General features: G+C 64.5%; 17 protein-coding genes and 1 pseudogene. 13 read left to right on the top strand and 5 right to left on the bottom strand.

The features are described 5' to 3' along the window. Positions 1-146: 146 nt before the first annotated feature. On the top strand, positions 147-521 hold the full coding sequence (locus tag G5A07_RS17765) for a hypothetical protein (RefSeq protein ID WP_019659895.1): 375 nt from the start codon (positions 147-149) through the stop codon (positions 519-521). 45 nt (positions 522-566) lie between these two features. On the opposite strand, the gene G5A07_RS17760 is transcribed toward G5A07_RS17765, so the two are convergent. After that, on the bottom strand, positions 567-902 hold the full coding sequence (locus tag G5A07_RS17760) for a hypothetical protein (RefSeq protein WP_019659896.1): 336 nt from the start codon (positions 900-902) through the stop codon (positions 567-569). A 202-nt stretch (positions 903-1,104) separates the two neighbouring features. Here G5A07_RS17760 and G5A07_RS22515 point away from each other — a divergent pair. Further along, positions 1,105-1,384: pseudogene (locus G5A07_RS22515) on the top strand (IS3 family transposase); the annotation flags it as partial. Positions 1,385-1,421: 37 nt separating this feature from the next. Here the strand turns inward: G5A07_RS22515 and G5A07_RS22510 are convergent. Continuing rightward, positions 1,422-1,997 (bottom strand): hypothetical protein, encoded by a 576-nt coding sequence (locus G5A07_RS22510; RefSeq protein WP_224328223.1) that lies wholly within the window; start codon positions 1,995-1,997, stop codon positions 1,422-1,424. 4 nt (positions 1,998-2,001) lie between these two features. After that, positions 2,002-6,747 carry an RHS repeat-associated core domain-containing protein gene (locus tag G5A07_RS17745; protein ID WP_191863717.1) on the bottom strand — a complete coding sequence of 1,582 codons (4,746 nt, stop codon included), beginning with the start codon at positions 6,745-6,747 and terminating at the stop codon, positions 2,002-2,004. Positions 6,748-7,104: 357 nt separating this feature from the next. On the opposite strand from G5A07_RS17745, the gene G5A07_RS17740 reads away from it, so the two are divergent. Beyond that, positions 7,105-7,926, top strand: a complete 822-nt coding sequence (locus G5A07_RS17740) for an alpha/beta hydrolase (RefSeq protein ID WP_029550793.1) — start codon at positions 7,105-7,107, stop codon at positions 7,924-7,926. A gap of 35 nt (positions 7,927-7,961) precedes the next feature. On the opposite strand, the gene G5A07_RS17735 is transcribed toward G5A07_RS17740, so the two are convergent. Continuing rightward, a complete protein-coding gene (locus G5A07_RS17735; protein WP_010485279.1) occupies positions 7,962-8,756 on the bottom strand; it encodes a helix-turn-helix transcriptional regulator in 795 nt (264 codons plus the stop codon). 79 nt (positions 8,757-8,835) lie between these two features. Here G5A07_RS17735 and G5A07_RS17730 point away from each other — a divergent pair, with 79 nt between their 5' ends. The 5 genes from G5A07_RS17730 to G5A07_RS17710 all read left to right on the top strand — a co-directional run bounded on the left by G5A07_RS17730 (position 8,836) and on the right by G5A07_RS17710 (position 13,811). Continuing rightward, positions 8,836-10,797 carry an FUSC family protein gene (locus G5A07_RS17730; RefSeq protein ID WP_237707021.1) on the top strand — a complete coding sequence of 654 codons (1,962 nt, stop codon included), beginning with the start codon at positions 8,836-8,838 and terminating at the stop codon, positions 10,795-10,797. Positions 10,798-10,801: 4 nt separating this feature from the next. Beyond that, positions 10,802-11,011, top strand: a complete 210-nt coding sequence (locus G5A07_RS17725) for a DUF1656 domain-containing protein (protein ID WP_019337823.1) — start codon at positions 10,802-10,804, stop codon at positions 11,009-11,011. A gap of 1 nt (position 11,012) precedes the next feature. Continuing rightward, positions 11,013-11,897, top strand: coding sequence for a biotin/lipoyl-binding protein (locus G5A07_RS17720; RefSeq protein ID WP_029380003.1), 885 nt, complete (start codon positions 11,013-11,015; stop codon positions 11,895-11,897). Next, a complete protein-coding gene (locus tag G5A07_RS17715) occupies positions 11,894-13,330 on the top strand; it encodes an efflux transporter outer membrane subunit (RefSeq protein WP_191863716.1) in 1,437 nt (478 codons plus the stop codon). The genes G5A07_RS17720 and G5A07_RS17715 overlap by 4 nt, the downstream gene beginning before the upstream one ends. Before the next feature lie 133 nt (positions 13,331-13,463). Then, complete coding sequence (locus G5A07_RS17710; RefSeq protein WP_019337825.1) at positions 13,464-13,811, top strand: RcnB family protein; 348 nt, start codon at positions 13,464-13,466, stop codon at positions 13,809-13,811. Positions 13,812-13,860: 49 nt separating this feature from the next. On the opposite strand, the gene G5A07_RS17705 is transcribed toward G5A07_RS17710, so the two are convergent. Next, positions 13,861-14,178 (bottom strand): hypothetical protein, encoded by a 318-nt coding sequence (locus tag G5A07_RS17705; protein WP_191863715.1) that lies wholly within the window; start codon positions 14,176-14,178, stop codon positions 13,861-13,863. 492 nt (positions 14,179-14,670) lie between these two features. Between G5A07_RS17705 and G5A07_RS17700 the strand changes: the two genes are divergently transcribed. From G5A07_RS17700 to G5A07_RS17680, 5 genes are all read left to right on the top strand, one after another. Continuing rightward, positions 14,671-14,865 carry a hypothetical protein gene (locus G5A07_RS17700; RefSeq protein ID WP_191863714.1) on the top strand — a complete coding sequence of 65 codons (195 nt, stop codon included), beginning with the start codon at positions 14,671-14,673 and terminating at the stop codon, positions 14,863-14,865. Next, positions 14,858-15,304, top strand: a complete 447-nt coding sequence (locus tag G5A07_RS17695; protein ID WP_191863713.1) for a hypothetical protein — start codon at positions 14,858-14,860, stop codon at positions 15,302-15,304. The genes G5A07_RS17700 and G5A07_RS17695 overlap by 8 nt, the downstream gene beginning before the upstream one ends. A gap of 35 nt (positions 15,305-15,339) precedes the next feature. Further along, positions 15,340-15,870, top strand: coding sequence for a nuclear transport factor 2 family protein (locus tag G5A07_RS17690; RefSeq protein ID WP_191863712.1), 531 nt, complete (start codon positions 15,340-15,342; stop codon positions 15,868-15,870). A 132-nt stretch (positions 15,871-16,002) separates the two neighbouring features. Beyond that, positions 16,003-16,677, top strand: a complete 675-nt coding sequence (locus G5A07_RS17685) for a response regulator transcription factor (RefSeq protein ID WP_143994300.1) — start codon at positions 16,003-16,005, stop codon at positions 16,675-16,677. Beyond that, the gene (locus G5A07_RS17680) at positions 16,674-17,906 is read left to right on the top strand and encodes a HAMP domain-containing sensor histidine kinase (RefSeq protein ID WP_191849500.1); all 1,233 of its coding nucleotides are present in this window, start codon (positions 16,674-16,676) and stop codon (positions 17,904-17,906) included. Before G5A07_RS17685 ends, G5A07_RS17680 begins: the two co-directional genes overlap by 4 nt. Positions 17,907-17,946 lie beyond the last annotated feature (40 nt).

Below are 17,946 nucleotides of genomic sequence, written 5' to 3'. Positions count from 1 at the left end.
CGGCTGGCAATCCGTCTGCCGGCTATGGCGGGCGGTGCGTTGGGGGCGTTCGCGCCCGCCGGCTTGAAGCCAACCCGGATTCGAACCACGTACCGCCCGCCACCTTTCGGGTGGCGGCTACCGATTGCCCTGCACGGAGCCTTGCCATGAACGAATCGGACTTCCCGCATCTGCATGCCTACCGCAGCACCGCCCGCGGCGACGGTTCGCCACAGGCTGCGCCGGCTGTGGACAGGAACACCTTCATTGCCAACCTCAACCGCATCGGCTCTGGTGCGGCGGCCGACGGACAACCCTGGCCGGAGCGGCACCAGCTGCCCGGGCGCTGCCTGGCTCTGGCCGATGCCGATTGTGCGTTGAGCGGGTTGCGGGTGGTGCTGGAAATGCTGCTGGCGGCGGAACGCACGCGGCAGAACGGCGAACCGGAAGAGTACGTGGGCGACCGGGTGATGGAGGGATTGGTCATGGCCTGCCAGTCGTTGTGCGCGCAGGCGGTGGGGCGGTTGCAGCCCGAAGGGTGAACGCGATGCGCCACGCCCTTCGGCGAGGACCGCTTTCAGCAGGTGTCAGTGCTCGCTGAAAGCGCTCCTCAGATCGACCCCGATGATCGGTGAGAAGTCCACTTTGCACAGCTCCAGCTCGAAGAGCTGATCGTGATTGTCCAGGCACAGGGTGACTCTCACCGGCACGCCGTCGGCATCGGCAAGCATTGCAGTGGCAATGTCGCTTCCGAAGACCTGGGTCGTGCTGGACAGGAACACCACGCCTCCGAATCCGACGACCTCCACGTCCTCCACCTGGGCGAGCGCCAGATCCTTCAACAACCGTTCGGACAGCTCGGTCGCCCCAGGCAGCAGCCTGTGGATGAGGGAGACCTCGTCGGGGGTGAGGAATCTGGGCACGGGATGTCCTTCAGAGCACCGCGCCCGCCATCAGCAGATGCTCGATCCGCCATGTCTTGGCGTAGATGAGAATGACGCTTCCGGTCGAGCGGGTCTCGATACGGAAACACTTCAGGCCGGACAGCGGATAGCCGACCGCTTTCCAACGATCAAGAAGATCAGCAAGTCCCGGCTCGTTATCGTCAACCCTGGCGAACTCAATTCGCTCTTCACCCAGTAAAACTGGCAGAGCGTTCTGCGCGAGCAGACATCCTGTGCAGCATGAGCCGGATAGGAAACAGCCATGACAACGCATCGATGGAGAACTTCTTCCAGCGACAGTAGCGGGAACATACAAAGCAGAGGATCTAAAGCAATCACGACGAGACACGCGCAAACGTCGCCCTGCACATCGAGATGTTCTAGAACCCAAGACAGCGCCACCGCTCCAGCGACGAGCCGCCCCGATAAAGTTCGAGACGCAGCAGGCACTTGGCGGCTGATGGCTACCCGGGAAACACTGGACGATTAACCTTTGGATCAGGCGCCGCCCAGCTTCTTAACATTCTTCTCCTTCACCACGTCCAGCATCGATTTGACCGCCTCAACTCCAAGATTCAGGGCCACTATTAGAGAATCGCAAAGTTTCAGATCATGATCATCCAACGCCGGGACTAGTTCCTTCAGCAACTTCAGCGCTAGATCCGTCTTCCCCAATAGCGCCAATGCAGTTGCATGATTGATATGAGCGTGAGCACCTCTCAAGCCCCGCGTCTCGAGAAATGATGCAAATTCCATCAAGGTCATTGAAGACTTCGCTTCAATAACGTTTCGCAGCTCGATCGATGAAAGAATGCTCTCAACCACATCATCGTCTGCCATTTGATCCCTTCCGATAAACGGCCGATCCGCGATTCGGCTGCTGTAGGAAAGATGCGGCCCAAAGGAGTCAAACAATGGAAATACAAAATTCCATACATAGAGCCCCCTTGGGACGAACTCCAGAACAATTCCTTGTGCCACATAGTCATAGTCACTTCGGAAAAAATATCCGCTTGACCCGCCGATCAGGCCGGACCTTTTCCGCAGAAGGCTGCAAATGTATCGCTTGTTCATCTTATCAACGGCCTTCAGGCTTAAGTTCCACCACGAGAGTTCCCTCGGGGAGATTCTTGACGTACTTATTGTACTGATCCCAGGAGATGTAAGCCCAACCAGTCTTCAGATCGAAGATGGCTTGAGGTGCATCAACTGGGCCGTACACAGCGTCCGCCCGTGAGGACCCCGGGTACCCATACCTAACAACCCTACGGCCAGCGTAGCTCACCTCAGTCGCATACTGAGACGTCGGGCATGTGGTATCCACCAGGCGCTTGAACTCACTATGGATGAGCGTTCCGCGTATCCAAGGCAGTGAGCAACGCCATCCACAGGTGGCGTCGATGGTGGACGCTGCTTGGTTTGCCAGCCTCTGGAGCCGATTTCCGACCGCCTGCAACTCCGGTGAAACAGGTACGGCCTGAGGTATGTATTTTTTATCGGCCAAGCCTAGCGAATCGACACGGCCAGTGGGATCTCCGCTTCCATACGCGAACGAGTTCAGTCCACCCATCAACCCAATCGGATCGCTCTGGGTATACCGCCCCACTGCCGGGTCGTATTCCCTCCGATAGTTGTAGAACAGCCCACTCGCATCCGTCGCCTGCTGCCCGGCGAAGCGCAGCGCCAACTCGAACGCCACACCATCGCCATCCGGATCAAGACTCGGAATCTGGTTGCCGAACACCTCGCTCTTGTTGCTCCACTCCCATATCGAGACATTCCGCACCGGGTCGATCACCACGCGCGGCGTGCCCAGATGATCCGGCTGCACGTAGGCCAGCTCCGGCACGCCGGTAGCCGGCGTGTTGATCAGCGCCACCGGATAGTTGTCCAGCCAGATGGCCTGCTGCTGCGCCTGGCCCGTGGCCGAGTAGTTACCGAGCCACTGCCCGGCCTCGTCGTACAGGGTGATCTGAGCCGCACCACCGGCTGGGGTGCGCAGCACGCGCTCGCCGCGGTGGTTGTAGGCATAACTTTCCAGCACGGCATCGCCCTGCTTCACGGCGTTCATGCGGTTGGCATCGTTGTAGGTGAACGTCTTGCCGCCGATGCTGGTGGTGTTGCCCACCGCGTCATGGTTGCGCGCCTCGCCATCCACGGCGGTCAGCCGGTGGCTGGTTGCGGGATAGGTGTAGCTGGCGGTGCCTGCTGAGGTGGTCAGCGCAGTGCGATTGCCGGTGGCGTCATAGGCATAGGTTTCAATCGGCGTGCCGGTCGCGCCGTCCTGGGTCTGGGTCAGTCGGCCCAGCGTGTCGTAGGCGTACTTGGCCAGCACCGTCGAGCCTGCGCCATTCTTCAGCTCAGTGATCGAGCCGACCGGATCATAGCCATAGCCCAGCGACAGGCCGCCTGCAGCCGGGTCATGCACCGCTTGCGGGCGATAGTCCAGGTCCAGCGGACGCTGCAGCTGGCGGCCATTGCCATAGGTCCAGCCGGTCGCCGGGCCGAAGGCCGCATAGGTCACGTTGTTCACCACGATCTGGCGCGCCTGGCCGGGGCGGGTCAGGCCGATCTGGCTGATGCGGCCCTGGGTATCGCGCACGTAGTCGGCCACGCTGCCGTCGGGGTAGGTCAACGCGGTCAAGCGACCCGTCTTGCTGTAGGCATAGCGCAGGGTGCTGGCCACACCATTGACGGTCTGCACCTTGCGGGTGACCTGGCCGAAGCGGTCATGGCAGTACTGGGTGCTGCCATTGGCGTGCAGCACCTGCCCCAGGCGGCCCTTGGCAAAGCGCTCGTCGGCGGCACAGGCGGCCGGCGCCACGTCATAGCTGTAGCCCACGTCCAGATTGGGGTCCGGGTAGGCGATGCCGATCAGGCGGTTGAGTGCATCGTAGTGATAGGTGGCAGTGATGCCGCGTGCATCGGTGGCCGTCTTGCGGTTGCCGGCGGCGTCCACGGTGAAGCTGCTGGCGCCACTGTCCGGGCTGACCTGCCCGGTCAGGTCACCGAATCCGTTGTAGGCGTAGGTGGTATGCAGGCCCTTCGGGTCAGTGACCTGGGTGACCTGGTCCAGCGCGTTGTACTGGCTGCGGATCTCGGCGGCCACGCCACCCACGTCCTGCAAGGTCTGGGCCAGGCGGTTCAGCGGGTCGTACTGCTGGCTGGTCACGCGCTGCAGGGCGTCGGTCACGGTCTGCGGGTTGCCGTTAGCATCGTAGGCAAAGCCGGTAGCGTGGTTGCCTGCGTCCTTCAGTGCGGTCAGCTGGCCGAGTGTGTTGAACGTCCGTGCGAGGGTACGGCGCAGGGTACCGCCTGCATCGAGCGTGTCTTCCTTGAGGCGATTGCCGGCATTGTCCAGCGTGTAGTGAATCGTGTTGCCCGCGTTGTCCTCGATATCGGTCAAGCGCAGCGCCGCATCGTAGACATAGGAAACGCTGCTGCCGTCGGGCTCGGTGATCTGTTGCACCTGGCCGGTCGGCCAGTAGCTGATCTGGGTGACCCGATTCTCGGCAGTGGTCGCGCCACGTACGGTGACCGAGGTTGGCCAGCCGCGAGCATGGTAGGTGTAGTCGGTGACCACGCCGTTGGCATCCTTGACCGACAACGGCCGTCCGAAAGCGTCGTAGGCCAGAGTCTCGACCGTCTGGCCCAGCGCATTGGTCACGCTGCGCAGGTCGCCCTTGCGATAGGTGCAGGCACCTCCCGTCGCGCACCCTGCATCATCCGCCGAGTAATAGGCATAGGTAACGGCATCGGCCACATCCGTGCGCGGGCCATCCACACTCTTCAGCAGCCCCTCCACCGGGCAGCTGCCTGCCGCTGCCACATCAGCGGCTTCGCAGTACGTGTAGTTGGTGATGCGCGTCTGACCGGAAGCGGTGTCGGTCACGGTGTTGGCCGTCGGCTGGCGTCGGGAATTGAAGGCCGTGCGGGTTTCGCGGCTACCGATCCGGGTGGTCAGTACCGCATTGGTTTCGACGTCGCGCGCCGTGGTCACCACACGCTGCTCGGGAAAGCCGACCGCTTCGGTCACGGTATGGATGCTGACGGCACGACCGCTCACCGGATCGGTGCCCTGCGCATAGGTGTGCTTGGTCTGGATGCCGCGGCGATCGGTGTAGGTATTCAGACGCCGGCGGAAGTCGACACTCTGGTCGTAGTAGGTTCGGCTGACGGTTCCCTGCGAATCCGTCAGGCCGGTCACCTTGCGCGACGGAGCGCTATCGCCTCCGGGTGTCAGGGTGTAGTCGGTCTGCCGCCCCAGCGCGTCGGTCACCACCGCACCGCCATTGGGGCTGTAGGCCAGCGTCACGCCATCGGCACCGCCGGCATGCTGACTGGAGATCACACGACCGATGGAATCGTAGGTGAAGGTGCTGTAGCGGCGACCGTCCTCGGCGGTGATGCCGGTCAGGTGCTGGGGGAAGTCCTGGTTCTCGTAGTGATACGTCCGCACACCACCACCCGCATAGGTCACCGTGGCGACCTGGTTCTGCGGCGTGTAGGTATAAGTGGCGAGCGGAATGCCTTCGACCAGCACCGAACTGATCAGCGCCTCATAGTCGTTGGACTGGTAAACGAACTCGAGCGTGCGGCCACTGCTGTGGGTGACGGCTGCAAGGCGGTCGCTGTCGTCATAGATGTAGGTCAGCGACGTGCCATCCGCGAAGCGCTTGGCGGCAAGACGCCCGTCCGCGCCGAAGGTAGAGATGGAATCGGCCGTGTACAGTGTCCAGTTGCCGTTCTGGACCAGACGATCGCCACTGTCGTCGTCCGCCTCATAGGCTTGCCCGATCTTCTTGAATGCACGCTGGAAACCAGTGCTTTCAATGATGCCCACACTGTCAACGCCATCCAGTGCCAGGTGGGCGCCCAGCGAATGGGTCCAGCCATAACCGAAGCCACCGGATGAGGTGGAGATGCCGGAGTGATAGAAGCGCGTCAGTGCGATCCAGCCAAGATCGAAGTCCCGCGCGATCTCATACTTTTCACCGGTCTTGACATCGCAGGGGTTGCCGACATTGCCGTCGCAGGCGCCACCATCCGTTTCCGGCTCATTTCGGGCAACTGGGCTCATATCCATGCCGAACTCAGAAGCACTATCTCTGCCCGTCAAAGGGCAACTACCATTGCCACCGTCCTTGTCGCACTTCTGCGACTTGGAAGTGATGGTGGCAACGAACTCTTCGCTGACGCAGGCGTTGTGCTTGTTGGACCACTGCGTAAGAGGAACAGGGCAATCAAGGCGGCGTTTGCGTCCGAAGGCCATCTGGCTCACGTAGGGAGCGCAAGGCGATTCGGCCGTGTTCTGCCCGATCATATGAGTGATCTGATAGAACCTCGACTCCACAACGCCTTCCGTTTCCGGCGTACCAGAGAACCAGTCGCCTTGAGGTGTGACAGCAGCACCCGGACAGACAGGGTTGCTTGCCTGGACTTCCGCGAGGAAGCTCGCAACCATCGCCTCTTCCGTCGAAAACTCTTCTGTACTCAGATAGGTCCAGTCTGGATCGGAGGGTTGCGCCTTCCCCATCCAGTAGGTGATCGACGTGTTGCCGTTCAAGTCCACGACTTTCGACTTGATCTTGTCCACGTACTGCCAGCCGAACTGGAACTCCGGCGGGAACGGGCTGGGTGCGGGCAGGTTCTTGATGGCGGCTACCGCCGCCTGCTGGGTCTTGTATTGGGTCGCATCGCCGCCGGGCTGCGAAATACGCCAGGTGATCCTGCTTTCCTGCGCCTGTGCCACTGCAGGGGCGAAGCAGCCGACGGCAACAATCGCCAGCACGGCACACGAAATGGTCTTCAGTCGTTCCAACATCCCTGTTCTCCTTCCTGGACGAACACAGCGCCGGCGGGAACGAGAAAGCGGAGGTGTTCCCCGCGTCATGCTTCGGATCGTCCCTGGTCCGGTATGCGGCAGTGCCACATGCCGCCTTTATCGTTGAGGACGCTTGCACGTTCAAGTGTGGAGCCGCGTAACCGATCACAGATTCAAGCATCCAACGCCATTCAGCGGTCTACGCCCCCGTCCCTATGACTTCCTGCACAGGGAGTCGGTGTTATACATCACTACATTACCAGCACGACCTGTCGCGAGGTCGGCAGGCTGTGGCACTCCGCTGCATACCTGACCCATCGGAAGGGCTGGCACGCGTCACGGCCCAGGGGAATGGCAATGAAGAGCAGCCGAGTGACGTTGTGGGTGCTGGCCGCGGTGATGGCCGCTGCGGGCACCGCCCACGCCGGGGAAATCCAGGTGGATCGGGGCGCTTACACACTGCAGGCCGAAGAGACCGGGGCAGGCCCGATCACCGTGGTCTTTGAATCCGGTTTCGGGCAGGGCGCGGGCGCCTGGAAGGAGGTGGTTGCGGGTCTGGGGCGCGACTACCACAGCATCACCTACGCCCGTGCAGGACTCGGCAAGTCCGGCAGCGAGGGTCACGCCAAGCGCATCGATGCGCATCTGGCCGACCTCACGGCCGTGATCGATACGCTCGCACCCGGTCGCCGCATTGTGCTGGTGGGTCATTCCTATGGCGGCCTGCTGGCCACGGAGTTTGCACGCCGCCATCCGGAGCGCCTGCAGGGCCTGGTGCTGGTGGACCCGGCCACGATGGGGCAGCGCCATGCGTTCAAGCAGGCCGACAGTGCCCGCGTGCAGGCAGACGATGCCCAGCTGCGGGCAATGCTGCCGCCGGCCATGGCCGCCGACTATGCCGTGCTGACGGAACAACTGGATGCACCCGGTGCACAGACCCCGCGCTCAATGCCGGACGTGCCGGTCGCGCTGCTGACTGCAACCCAGCTCGCTGCCGAACCGCTGTTCTTCGAAGAAACCGCAGCGGGCAAGGCACTCTGGAAGGCGCAGCACGCCCTGCTCTTCTCGGGATTCACGCGCGGCACGCATCGCTACCTGGCGACCGGGCATACCCTCCAGCGCGAGGATCCTGCTGCGGTGGTGACCGCGATTCAATCGGTCTCCGGCACCTTGAACTAGCCATTCCAGGCAAGGGCTTGCCGGGATGTTCCCGACTACTGCCCGCGCAGGCGCACCGCAAAGTACCGCGTCGGGGAAAGGCCAAGCGCCTTCTTGAACATCGTGATGAAGGCCGTCACCGACTCATAGCCCAGCGTCTCGGAAACGCGTTGTACCGGTGCACCCGCGGCGAGTTCACGAATGGCGATGAGCAGGTGCAGCTGCTGCCGCCAGCGCCCGAAGGACAAGCCCGTTTCCCGTTCGATGAGCCGGGTCAACGTGCGCTCGCCCAGGGCCAGGCGCAAGGCCCACTGGCCGATGGTGCTGCGGTCTGCCGGATCCGCCGACAGCGCCGCAGCCAGCGCACGCACCTTCGGGTGATGGCTGACCGGCAACGACAGGTGCTCGGCCGGCATCTGTACCAGCTCGTCCAGCAACACGCGCGCCAGCCGGTCGGTGTGGCTGCCATGCGGGTAGTCCAGCGGCGCGTCGGCCAGGTGCAGGATCATCTCGCGCAGCATCGGGGAGATCGCCAGCGTCACGCATTGCATGGGCAGATCGACGATGCCGGGCTCGACGAACAGGTAGCACAGGCGCGCGTTGGCGGTGGCGCGGTTGCTGTGCGGCATGCCACCCGGAATCCAGACGCCACACTGGGGCGGCACGATCCACAACGCATTGGCCACTTCGCAGGTCACCGCCCCATGCAGCGCAAGAATGAGCTGACCTTTGCGGTGCTCATGCACGGGAATCTCCGCGTCGTGCTCGGCCACCTGCAGGCGGCTGGCGACCGCCGGGCGATCGGTCTCGTCCGGGTCCAGGTCAAAGCCGGGGAGCGAAATGCGAGCCATTCTCACATTGGCCGGTTTTAGCGATTGATTGTCATTGTAGCGAAATTCGCCAGCGCGGCCGATCACTAGCATGAGCCGCATGCACTCCCCCACCCCGTTCCGCCCCTACATGCGCCAGGCATTTGCCCGGTTGAAAAACCCTGCCCTCAGGACCGATCAGGAAGCGCTGCTGTTCTCGCTCAAATGTCTGCTCGCCGCGTCGCTGGGGCTGTATGTCTCTCTAAGGGTCGGCCTGAATCGCCCGTTCTGGGTGATCGGCACGGTCTATCTGGTGTCACAGCCCCTTTCCGGGGCAACGCTCAGCCGCGGCCTGTTCCGCCTGCTCGGTACCGTGGGCGGGGCCGTCGCCACCGTCGTGCTGGTGCCACGTTTCGCCAATGCCCCCCTGGTGCTGAGCGCCGCACTCGCCACGTGGATGGCGCTGTGCCTGTATCTGGCGATGCTCGACCGCACGCCACGTGCCTATGCGTTCCTGCTGGCCGGCTATACCACCAGCCTGATTGGATTTCCTGCGGTGATGGTGCCGGGAGACGTGTTCACCATTGCCATCACGCGGGTGCAGGAAATCGCCATCGGCATCCTGGCTGCAACGCTGGTACATGCGCTGGTGCTGCCGCGCCGGGTCTCGATGCGCGTGCACGCGCGGGTTGCTGCCGTGCTGGATGATGCGGAACGATGGACACGGGACATGCGCGCCGGTGCATCGGACACGGTACTGGCGACGGACCGCTCGAAAGTGGCCGCCGACCTGCTCGAGCTGCATGTGCTGTCGATCCACCTGCCCTACGACAGCGCCCACGGCGTGGCGCAGGTGCAGATCCTGCGCGCCCTGCACGATCGGATGCTGGACGTCCTGATGCTGTCCAGCGCGGTGGAAGATTCCATCGACCGGCTGCGTTCACCACAGGCCGGCGCGATGGATGCAACGGGCTGGCGCGATCTGCTGCAGGCCGGCCTCGCCGCGCAACAGACCGAGCTCGACCTCGCCCACGCCGACTGCCGCGTGCTGCAGGCGCAACTGCACACTGCCCGTCCCGACTGGCGTCGGCATGTGCCTGCCCGCCTTGCGCGACATGTGCAGGGTGCGGTACTTCACCGGGATCATCGGCTTGCCCTGCGCAGCGCGCTGGGCGCGTTCGCCGGCATCCTGCTGAGCTGCGTTCTATGGATCGTCACCGGCTGGTCGGAGGGCGCCACGGCGGTATCCATCATCGGCACGGCGTGCGTGCTGTTCGGCACGATCGAAGCGCCGGCACCGCATGTCATGCGCTACCTGGTGGGATCGTGCATCGGCGTGGCCGTCGGCCTGCTCTACGGTCTGCTGATCTTCCCCGCGTTGTCCGATATCACCGGCCTGATTGCCGCGCTCGCGCCGGTGCTGCTGCTGTGCGGATCGTTCCTGGCCCGGCCGCCCTTCATCATGGCCGCCCTGGGCGTGGTACTGACCTTCCCGATCATCGCAGGCCTGGGCGCGACCAATTCGGTCAACATCGGCGGCGCACTCAACAACAGCGTTGCGCTGTTCGTGGGTACGACGGTGGCACTGTGCAGCATGCAGCTGTTCCAAACCGCCGACGCGGGCCGCAACCGCGCACGGTTGGAGCATTCGATCCGTCGGGATATCGCACGACACACCGCCGGACGAGGTGATGTGACCCGCGCCTGGCTCAACCGCATGCTGGATCGAATCGGGCTGCTCGCTCCAAGGTTGCAGGGCCGTTCCAGCGCAGTACACGAGCTGCGGGCATTGTTTGCGGACGTTCGTGCGGCACATGCATCCAGCCAACTCCGCACACTGGACAAGTACCTGGACAACCCGCACGTTCGGGCGCTACACGCGGCGCTGGTCGAACGCGTCGCCGCACATTTCAGGGTTCGCGCCCACGCGCCACGCAGTGTCGATGCCCATCTTCTGAAGTTGTTGGACTGCATGCGCGAGGCCGCAACAGCCATCGCCGAGGCCGATCGAGGGTATCTGCTGCACCTGCTCAGCGGGTTGCGCCGCGACCTGCTGGCCTCACCGCTCACCCATCAGCACTGACCGCATGCTCTCTGATCTTTCCATTGATGGCGTGCTCATTCCCGGCCTGCTCGCCGTGGCCGCTGCCGCCTTGGCGCTGTCGATACTGACTTCACGCCTGCTCGCCAGCCTCGGCCTGTACCGGCTGTTCGCCGCGCGGCCGCTGGTGGGCCTGTCCCTGTTCGTGATCCTGGCGGAGCTGATGATCCGGCTCTCGCCCCTGCTCGAGAAATGAAATGAAAGACCTGCTTGCTGTCATCGGGCGCTGGAGCGCAACGCTGGGCGTGTGTGCGCTTGCCGCCATTGCCGCGCTCTCCCTCTGGAATCGTTACGAAATGCGCCCGTGGACGCGGGATGGGCGGGTGCGCGCCGATGTGGTGCGCGTTGCGTCGGACATGGGGGGGCTGGTCACCCAGGTGCTGGTGCACGACAACCAGCGGGTCAGTGCCGGCCAGCTGCTGCTGGTGCTCGATCAGCCACGCTTCGCCGCCACGCTGGAGAAGGCAGACGCGGCGGTCAGGAGCGCGCATGCCACGCTGGCGCTGGCCCGCCGCGAATCGGCGCGGGACAACGCACTTGGCAACCTGGTCGCTTCGGAAACCCGCGAACGCAATGCCGCCAAGGTCGATACCGAGCTGGCCGCGCTGGCGCAGGCACGGGCCGAACAGCGCGTTGCCCAGCTCAACGTGCAACGCACCGAGGTGCGCGCAACCACCGATGGCATCATCACCAACCTCGACCTGCACGCGGGCGACTACCTGCAACCCGGTGCGCAGGCACTGGCGCTGATCGACACCGGCAGCCTGCGTATCGAGGGCTACTTCGAGGAAACCAAACTGGCCTGCATCACCGAGGGCGATGCCGCCGTGGCCCGGCTGATGGGCGACAACCACGACGTCCGCGGACACGTGGATACCATCGCCGCCGGCATTGCCGACGATCAGCGCTCAAGCACACACAACCTGCTGCCCGCCGTGGCGCCAACTTATACCTGGGTGAGGCTGGCGCAGCGCATCCCGGTACGCATCCGCATCGATGATGCGCCGTCGGATACCCGCCTGATCGTGGGTCGCACTGCGAGTGTGACCATCACACCCTCGGCACCGGGAGCCTGCAAGTGAGCGTGCGAACACTACGCGGTGGGCTGCTTGCCCTGCTGCTGCCCATGACGGCCTGCGTATCCGGCCCCGACTATCACCTGCCTGCGAATGCGGTCGCGGCCTCCCCCCAGGTGGCGCGGGCGTTCGTCTCGGGCCAGGAGGCATCGTTCAGCCAGGACGCGCCACCAGATCGATGGTGGCACCTGTACGGCGACCCCCGGCTTGACGCCTACGTACGCGAAGCACTGGCGGCCAATACCGACCTGCGCGCCGCCGATGCCAACCTTCGGCGCGCCAGCGCAACCGTGCTGGAGTACCGCGCGCGCGGTGCCGTGCAAGCCGACGTGGATGCATCGGGCACGCTCACCCATACAGGTGGTTACGCCCAAGCGTCGGCCGCGCCGCAGTCGTATGCGCTGGGCCTTCACCTCTCCTATCCACTGGATCTTGCAGGCGGCATCCGCCGCGGCATCGAAGCCGCCAACGCGGACGCCGAGGCCGTCGCTGCGGCACGCGACCAGGTCCGCGTGGTCGTCGCTGCTGCCGTCACGCGTGCCTATCTCCAGGTGTGCACCCGCAATCACACGCTCGCCGCAACCCGGCAGGTGCTGGCGATCCAGCACGCCACGCTGGAGGCAACCCGCCGCCTCGCCGCAGGCGGTCGAGGAACGGACTTCGATGTCAGCCGTGCCGGTGCCGCCGTCAACCGCAGCGCGGCGGGGATACCGCACCTGCTGGCCGAACGTCAGGCCGCACTGTTCGAACTGGCCGCATTGATGGGCAGGGTGCCGGCAGACTATCCGAGGGAGGCGGAAGCATGCCCGCGCCCCCCGGAGCTGGAGCAGGCGCTGCCGGTCGGTGAGGGCTGGCAGCTGCTCCAGCGGCGCCCTGACATACGTGCCGCCGAGCGGAGCCTTGCCGCGGCCACGGCGATGATCGGCGTAGAGACCGCGGAACTTTATCCGCGGGTCACCCTGGGCGCATCCCTGGGCACAGCAGGCACGCGAGGGCAGCTGCTTTCGGCCGACGGTTTCGGGGCGAGCGTCGGGCCGCTGCTCTCATGGCACTGGCCCAACCGCCGCGTGGCCAAGGCCCGCATCGCGGCGGCCGGCGCCAATGTGGATGCCGCTCTTGCTTCCTTTGACGGCATCGTGCTGCAGGCACTGCGCCAGACCGAGACCGCGCTTTCTGCCTGCACGCAGGAGCTTGAACGCGAGCGCAGCCTGGCGCAGGCGCGCGGGGACGCGGCGCGCGCAGCCGGACAGGCACAGCAGCTCTACCGCTTCGGCAGGATCGATTTTCTCGACGTGCTTTCGGCCCAGGCCGCGCTGGCAGATGCGGAGTCCGCACTGGCGGCCTCCCGCGCGGAGCGGGTCGACCGTCAGATGGATGTGTTCCTGTCACTGGGTGGCGGTTGGGCTGCAGGGGCCGTCGCCATTGGTGCGGCCCGCTGACGTCGTCTTCGCAGCAGCAGCCGCTACCCGATCTGTTCATGAAAGCCCTGTCCACATCCGTATTCATTCACACGGCCTGCCCTATATTCGCGCTCACAGCGCCGCATATCGCGGCCATGACGGAGGCATCCCGATGACATCCATACGTCTTCTTGCCATTGCCGTGGGCTCGGCCGCAGCACTCGCCGTAGCGCCCGCCTTCGCCGATCCGCCGCACCACGCCCGCGGCAACGGCCCGCCACCGCATGCGGGCGGCCCGCATAACCGTGATGCGCCGCCGCCGGGCTGGCAGAAGAAGGCCTGGCGACGTGGCGAGCGCCTGCCGTGGGCCGAAGTGGACCGCCGCTACTGGGTAGACGATTACGCGCGCTATGACCTGCGCGAGCCGGGCCGCGACCGGCGTTGGGTGCGCCAGTCCGACAACGAGTACCTGTTGGTGGAGATCGCCACCGGGCTGATCATCGACGCCCTGCATCGCTGAAGCGACCTGCAGCGTCCCACATGGAGCGATTTACCCCGGTGCAGACACCCTACGACCGGGGTCGCTCCGGTCGGGGGTGTTTGCGCCCACCGCGCCCCACATGCCTCCGCTGCCGCCCGGCATGCATGCCCTCCCGCAGTGCGATATGCCCGACCATCAGCGCCGCGGCAACGAGCCCCATCGCAACCAGTATTTCGAATCCCCGATCACCAAAGAGCAGGCGGATGGAGATCTCCAGTGAGCACAGCCTGCCGCAGCTCAGGCCGTGCTCGTTGAAGCCATAAATGAGCACCATTACGCCCATCAGCCCGCACCACGCCATCAGGGCCAAGCTTGCGATGAAGATGAAAGGTCGATGGATACGCATGCGCTCGTCGCGGTCTTCTACAGTGATGTCAAGCGCGACGTTGCGAGCACGTGATCGGAAGCAGCCAACTCCACCGACCAGGCTTGGGTATCCAGGCCCAGCCGGTTCTCATACCACCATCGCTGCGCACAGCGACCCCGCATCCACTGCTGGCATAGCGGGTAAAGGGAGCACCGGCATGCTCCACCACGTCAGGTTGCCCCAGAACCCGCAGTACCTCGGCCCTGCTCGCCCCGACCGGGACCGAGGCAAGCGCGTGGGAATGCCACGCTGAGATCGCCGAGCAACTGGCAACGTACGCCACGAACAGGCCGGCAAGCCCCTCCATCAGTGTCCTCATTGACAGACCCCCTCCTGCGCCTCGCGCCCGCGCATCATCCGTGCAGACCTTCTTCAACGTCAAACCTCGACAAGCTGGCCTGTTGCAGCGCCCGGCATCCGTGCTAGCGTGCGCCGACCGATGATTCAGGATGAACACAGGGACGCCCGTCGATGGCAGGCAAGCGCCGGAAGGACAGGATCGCGCAGAAGATCGGCCTGTTCATGCAGCAGTACGCGCGCAAGGCGCAGCGCCATACCGAACCCAACGACCGGCCGTACGATCGGAAACTGGAAGCGCGGCTCAAGCGCTTGCCACCGGAAGAACTGGGTAGGCTGCTTTCCGGAGAAGAGGACGACGATGACTAGCCCCGCCGGAATGGCCAGGCGCGCCATCGTCGTGACATTCTGTAGCGCGCTCGGCGCCTGCGGACTGGTGATGGACAGTTCGTTCGACACTCTGTGCGAGGCGCTTGACGCCGACATGGTGAACAAGGGATGGATTCCCGATTGGGTACCCCACGAGGCGACCGGCCTGCGCGAGGTACACGACCTCGACTCGAACACCAGCGCGCTGGCCTTCACCAAGCCCCCTGCGATACCACTGCAGCTGCCTGCGGATTGCCAGGCAACCACATTCAACGACCGCGATCCTGTTGCGTTCAATCGACACTGGTGGCCTGGCGACGCGACGCTCAGCGCGTCGTACCGCGTCTTTCGCTGCGCACCTGAATCCGGAAAATCGGTCTTCGTCGCCATCAACAGGACCGAAGACCGCGTGCTCTTCTGGCGAACCTACGCACGGTGATGCGCCCGCACCGTCGCCCCTCTTCTCAGGAACCCATGATGCCCAACGCGCGTGCACGCTTCGTCGCCCTCGCCCTCTCTTTCGCGGCGTGCCTGCCGGCCTACGCCGCGGAGAACGCCCCCGCCGACATCGAAGCGATCGAACAGGTTGTCGAATCCTTCCGGACCTCGCTGATCAACAAGGACAAGCCGACCTACATGGACCTGTTCTTTTCGGACAAGCCGGAAGACATCGGCTGGCAGTATGTTTCCGAGGACGTGCGCCTGCAGGACATCCGCAAGGCCAAGCCCGATGCGATCAAGGCGCGGCAGATTCCCGCCAACAACTTCATCGCGCTGATCGATGGAGCGGTGGCCTCGCCGAAGCCGAAGGAGGAGAAGTTCTCCAACACGAAGATCGAGACAGACGGCGACGTGGCCTCGGTGTCGTTCGACTACAGCTTCCACGACGATGGGGGGGAGACCAACTGGGGCAAGGAAATGTGGCAGCTGGTCCGCACCGAACAGGGCTGGAAGATCTTTTCGGTGATCTATTCGATCCGCGACTCACGCAGCCCGGCCGATTGAACGTCGCTTGAGGACGCTGAGCGCCGATTGCCGATTGCCGATTGCCGATTGCCGATTGCGATCCATTCAGCCAGGGCATTGGCATCCGGCAAGAGATCGGGCAGAGTTCGGCCACGCGCAAGGACGCACGCCATGACCCGCCTGCTGATCATCGAAGACAACCCCGAGCTGGTTGCCAATCTGTATGCCTTCTTTGAACCGCTGGGCTACGTCCTGGACGACGCCCGCGACGGCGCCAGCGGACTGCGCCGGGCCACACAGCACGACTACGACGCCATCCTGCTGGACCTGATGCTGCCGCGGCTGGACGGCATGACGCTGTGCCAGAAGCTGCGCCAGGAGTTCCAGAACCCGGTACCGATCCTGATGCTGACCGCGCGCGATCCGGTCGAAGACCGCGTGCAGGGCCTGGCCCTGGGCGCGGATGACTACCTGGTCAAACCGTTTTCGCTGACGGAACTGGATGCGCGGATCAAGGCGCTGGTACGACGCGCCCAGGGCCGCCAGGTCCAGAGCGTGCTGGCGTGGAAGGATCTGCAGGTGGACACGCGCTCGCCGCAGGCCTGGCGGCAAGGCCGCCGCATTGCGCTGACACCCACGTCGCACAAGCTGCTGATGTGCCTGGTGCGCGCGGCGCCCGCTGTGGTCCGCAAGCAGGAGATGGAATACCTGGTCTGGGGCGACGAGCCACCGGACAGCGGCGCGCTGCGAACACACATCCATGAGCTGCGCCTGCAGGTGGACCGCAGCTTCGACGCCGCGCTGATCACCACGGTGCACAGCGTCGGCTGGCGCATGCAGGCGTGAGCCCTGCCTCCCTCTACCGCCGCCTGAGCTTGCGTGCCCGCATCACGATCTCGTTCGTGCTGTTGATGGCCGGTGCCATGGGTTTCATCGTTCTGGCCGAACAGGTCGACTACGACCAGGTCCGGGCTGCTGTCGTCGCGCGGACCCAGCACGGTGAAGTGGAAAGGCTGCAGGCCGCGCTGGCTCGTGGCCAACGCCCCGCCCTGCCACCGGGGACCCAGCTGTTCGATGCCCATGACGCGCCTGTCGTGCTGCGCCAGTACGGCCCGGGCCATCACGGCGAAGAGGCGCCCAACGAGTGGCACCTGAGCGTCTTCAACAACGGCGACCAGCGCTACTACCTGCTGCAGGATGCGGCGCACTATGGCTATCTGGAACACCTGATCAACGCGTTTGCGGCACTGGTCATTTCGATCTGCGTGCTCGGCGCCTTCCTGATCGGCCGCAAGGTAGCGACGCACGTCATCGCACCCATCACGCGATTGGCGGACGCGGTGCAGGACGGCCAGAAGCCTTTTCCCTACCAGGACGCGCGCGATGAGATCGGTGTACTCGCCCGCGCCTTCGCCCGACACAGTGACGAGCTCGAACGGTTCCTGCATCGCGAACAGTGCTTCAGCGGCGATGCCAGCCACGAGCTGCGCACGCCGCTGGCCATCATCGGCGGCGCTGCGGAGACGCTCGCCTGCCAGCTTCCGGCCGACAGCCACCTGGTTCCCAGCGCAGAGCGCATCCTGCGCACCACCCAGGAGATGCAGCGCCAGCTGACCTGCCTGCTGCTGCTCTCACGCGCCCCCAGTACCGTGCCGCGCAACAAGGTGGCCCTGCGCCCGCTGATCGAATCCTGCATGGAGCGCTGCCAGCCGTGGATTTCCGGCAAGCCGGTGATCGTTGCGCTTGATGCCCGGCATGACGCCGTGCTGGACACCAACGCAGATCTGGCGCACAGCGTGATCTGGAACCTGCTGCGCAACGCCTGCCAGTACACCGAAAGGGGCGAAGTGAGGATCACCCTCCACGACACCGCACTCACCTTCGCCGACACCGGACCCGGCCTGCCCTCCAGTATCGACCCACAGCAGTTCCAGCGCTTCGTGCCCGGCAGCCCGCACAGTGGCGAGGGACTGGGGCTGTCCATCGTGCAGCGCATCGTCGAGCACCTGGGTTGGAGGATGACGGTGCGTTCCTCGCAGCAGGGCTGCCGGTTCAGCCTGGAGTGGCCCATCTGACGGTTTCCTGACGCGCGCCTGCACATGCTGGGGATTGCTC

This window comes from Stenotrophomonas sp. AS012628 (assembly GCF_010608305.1).
GTDB lineage: Bacteria > Pseudomonadota > Gammaproteobacteria > Xanthomonadales > Xanthomonadaceae > Stenotrophomonas > Stenotrophomonas geniculata.
This window is presented reverse-complemented; position numbering and strand designations above follow the sequence as displayed.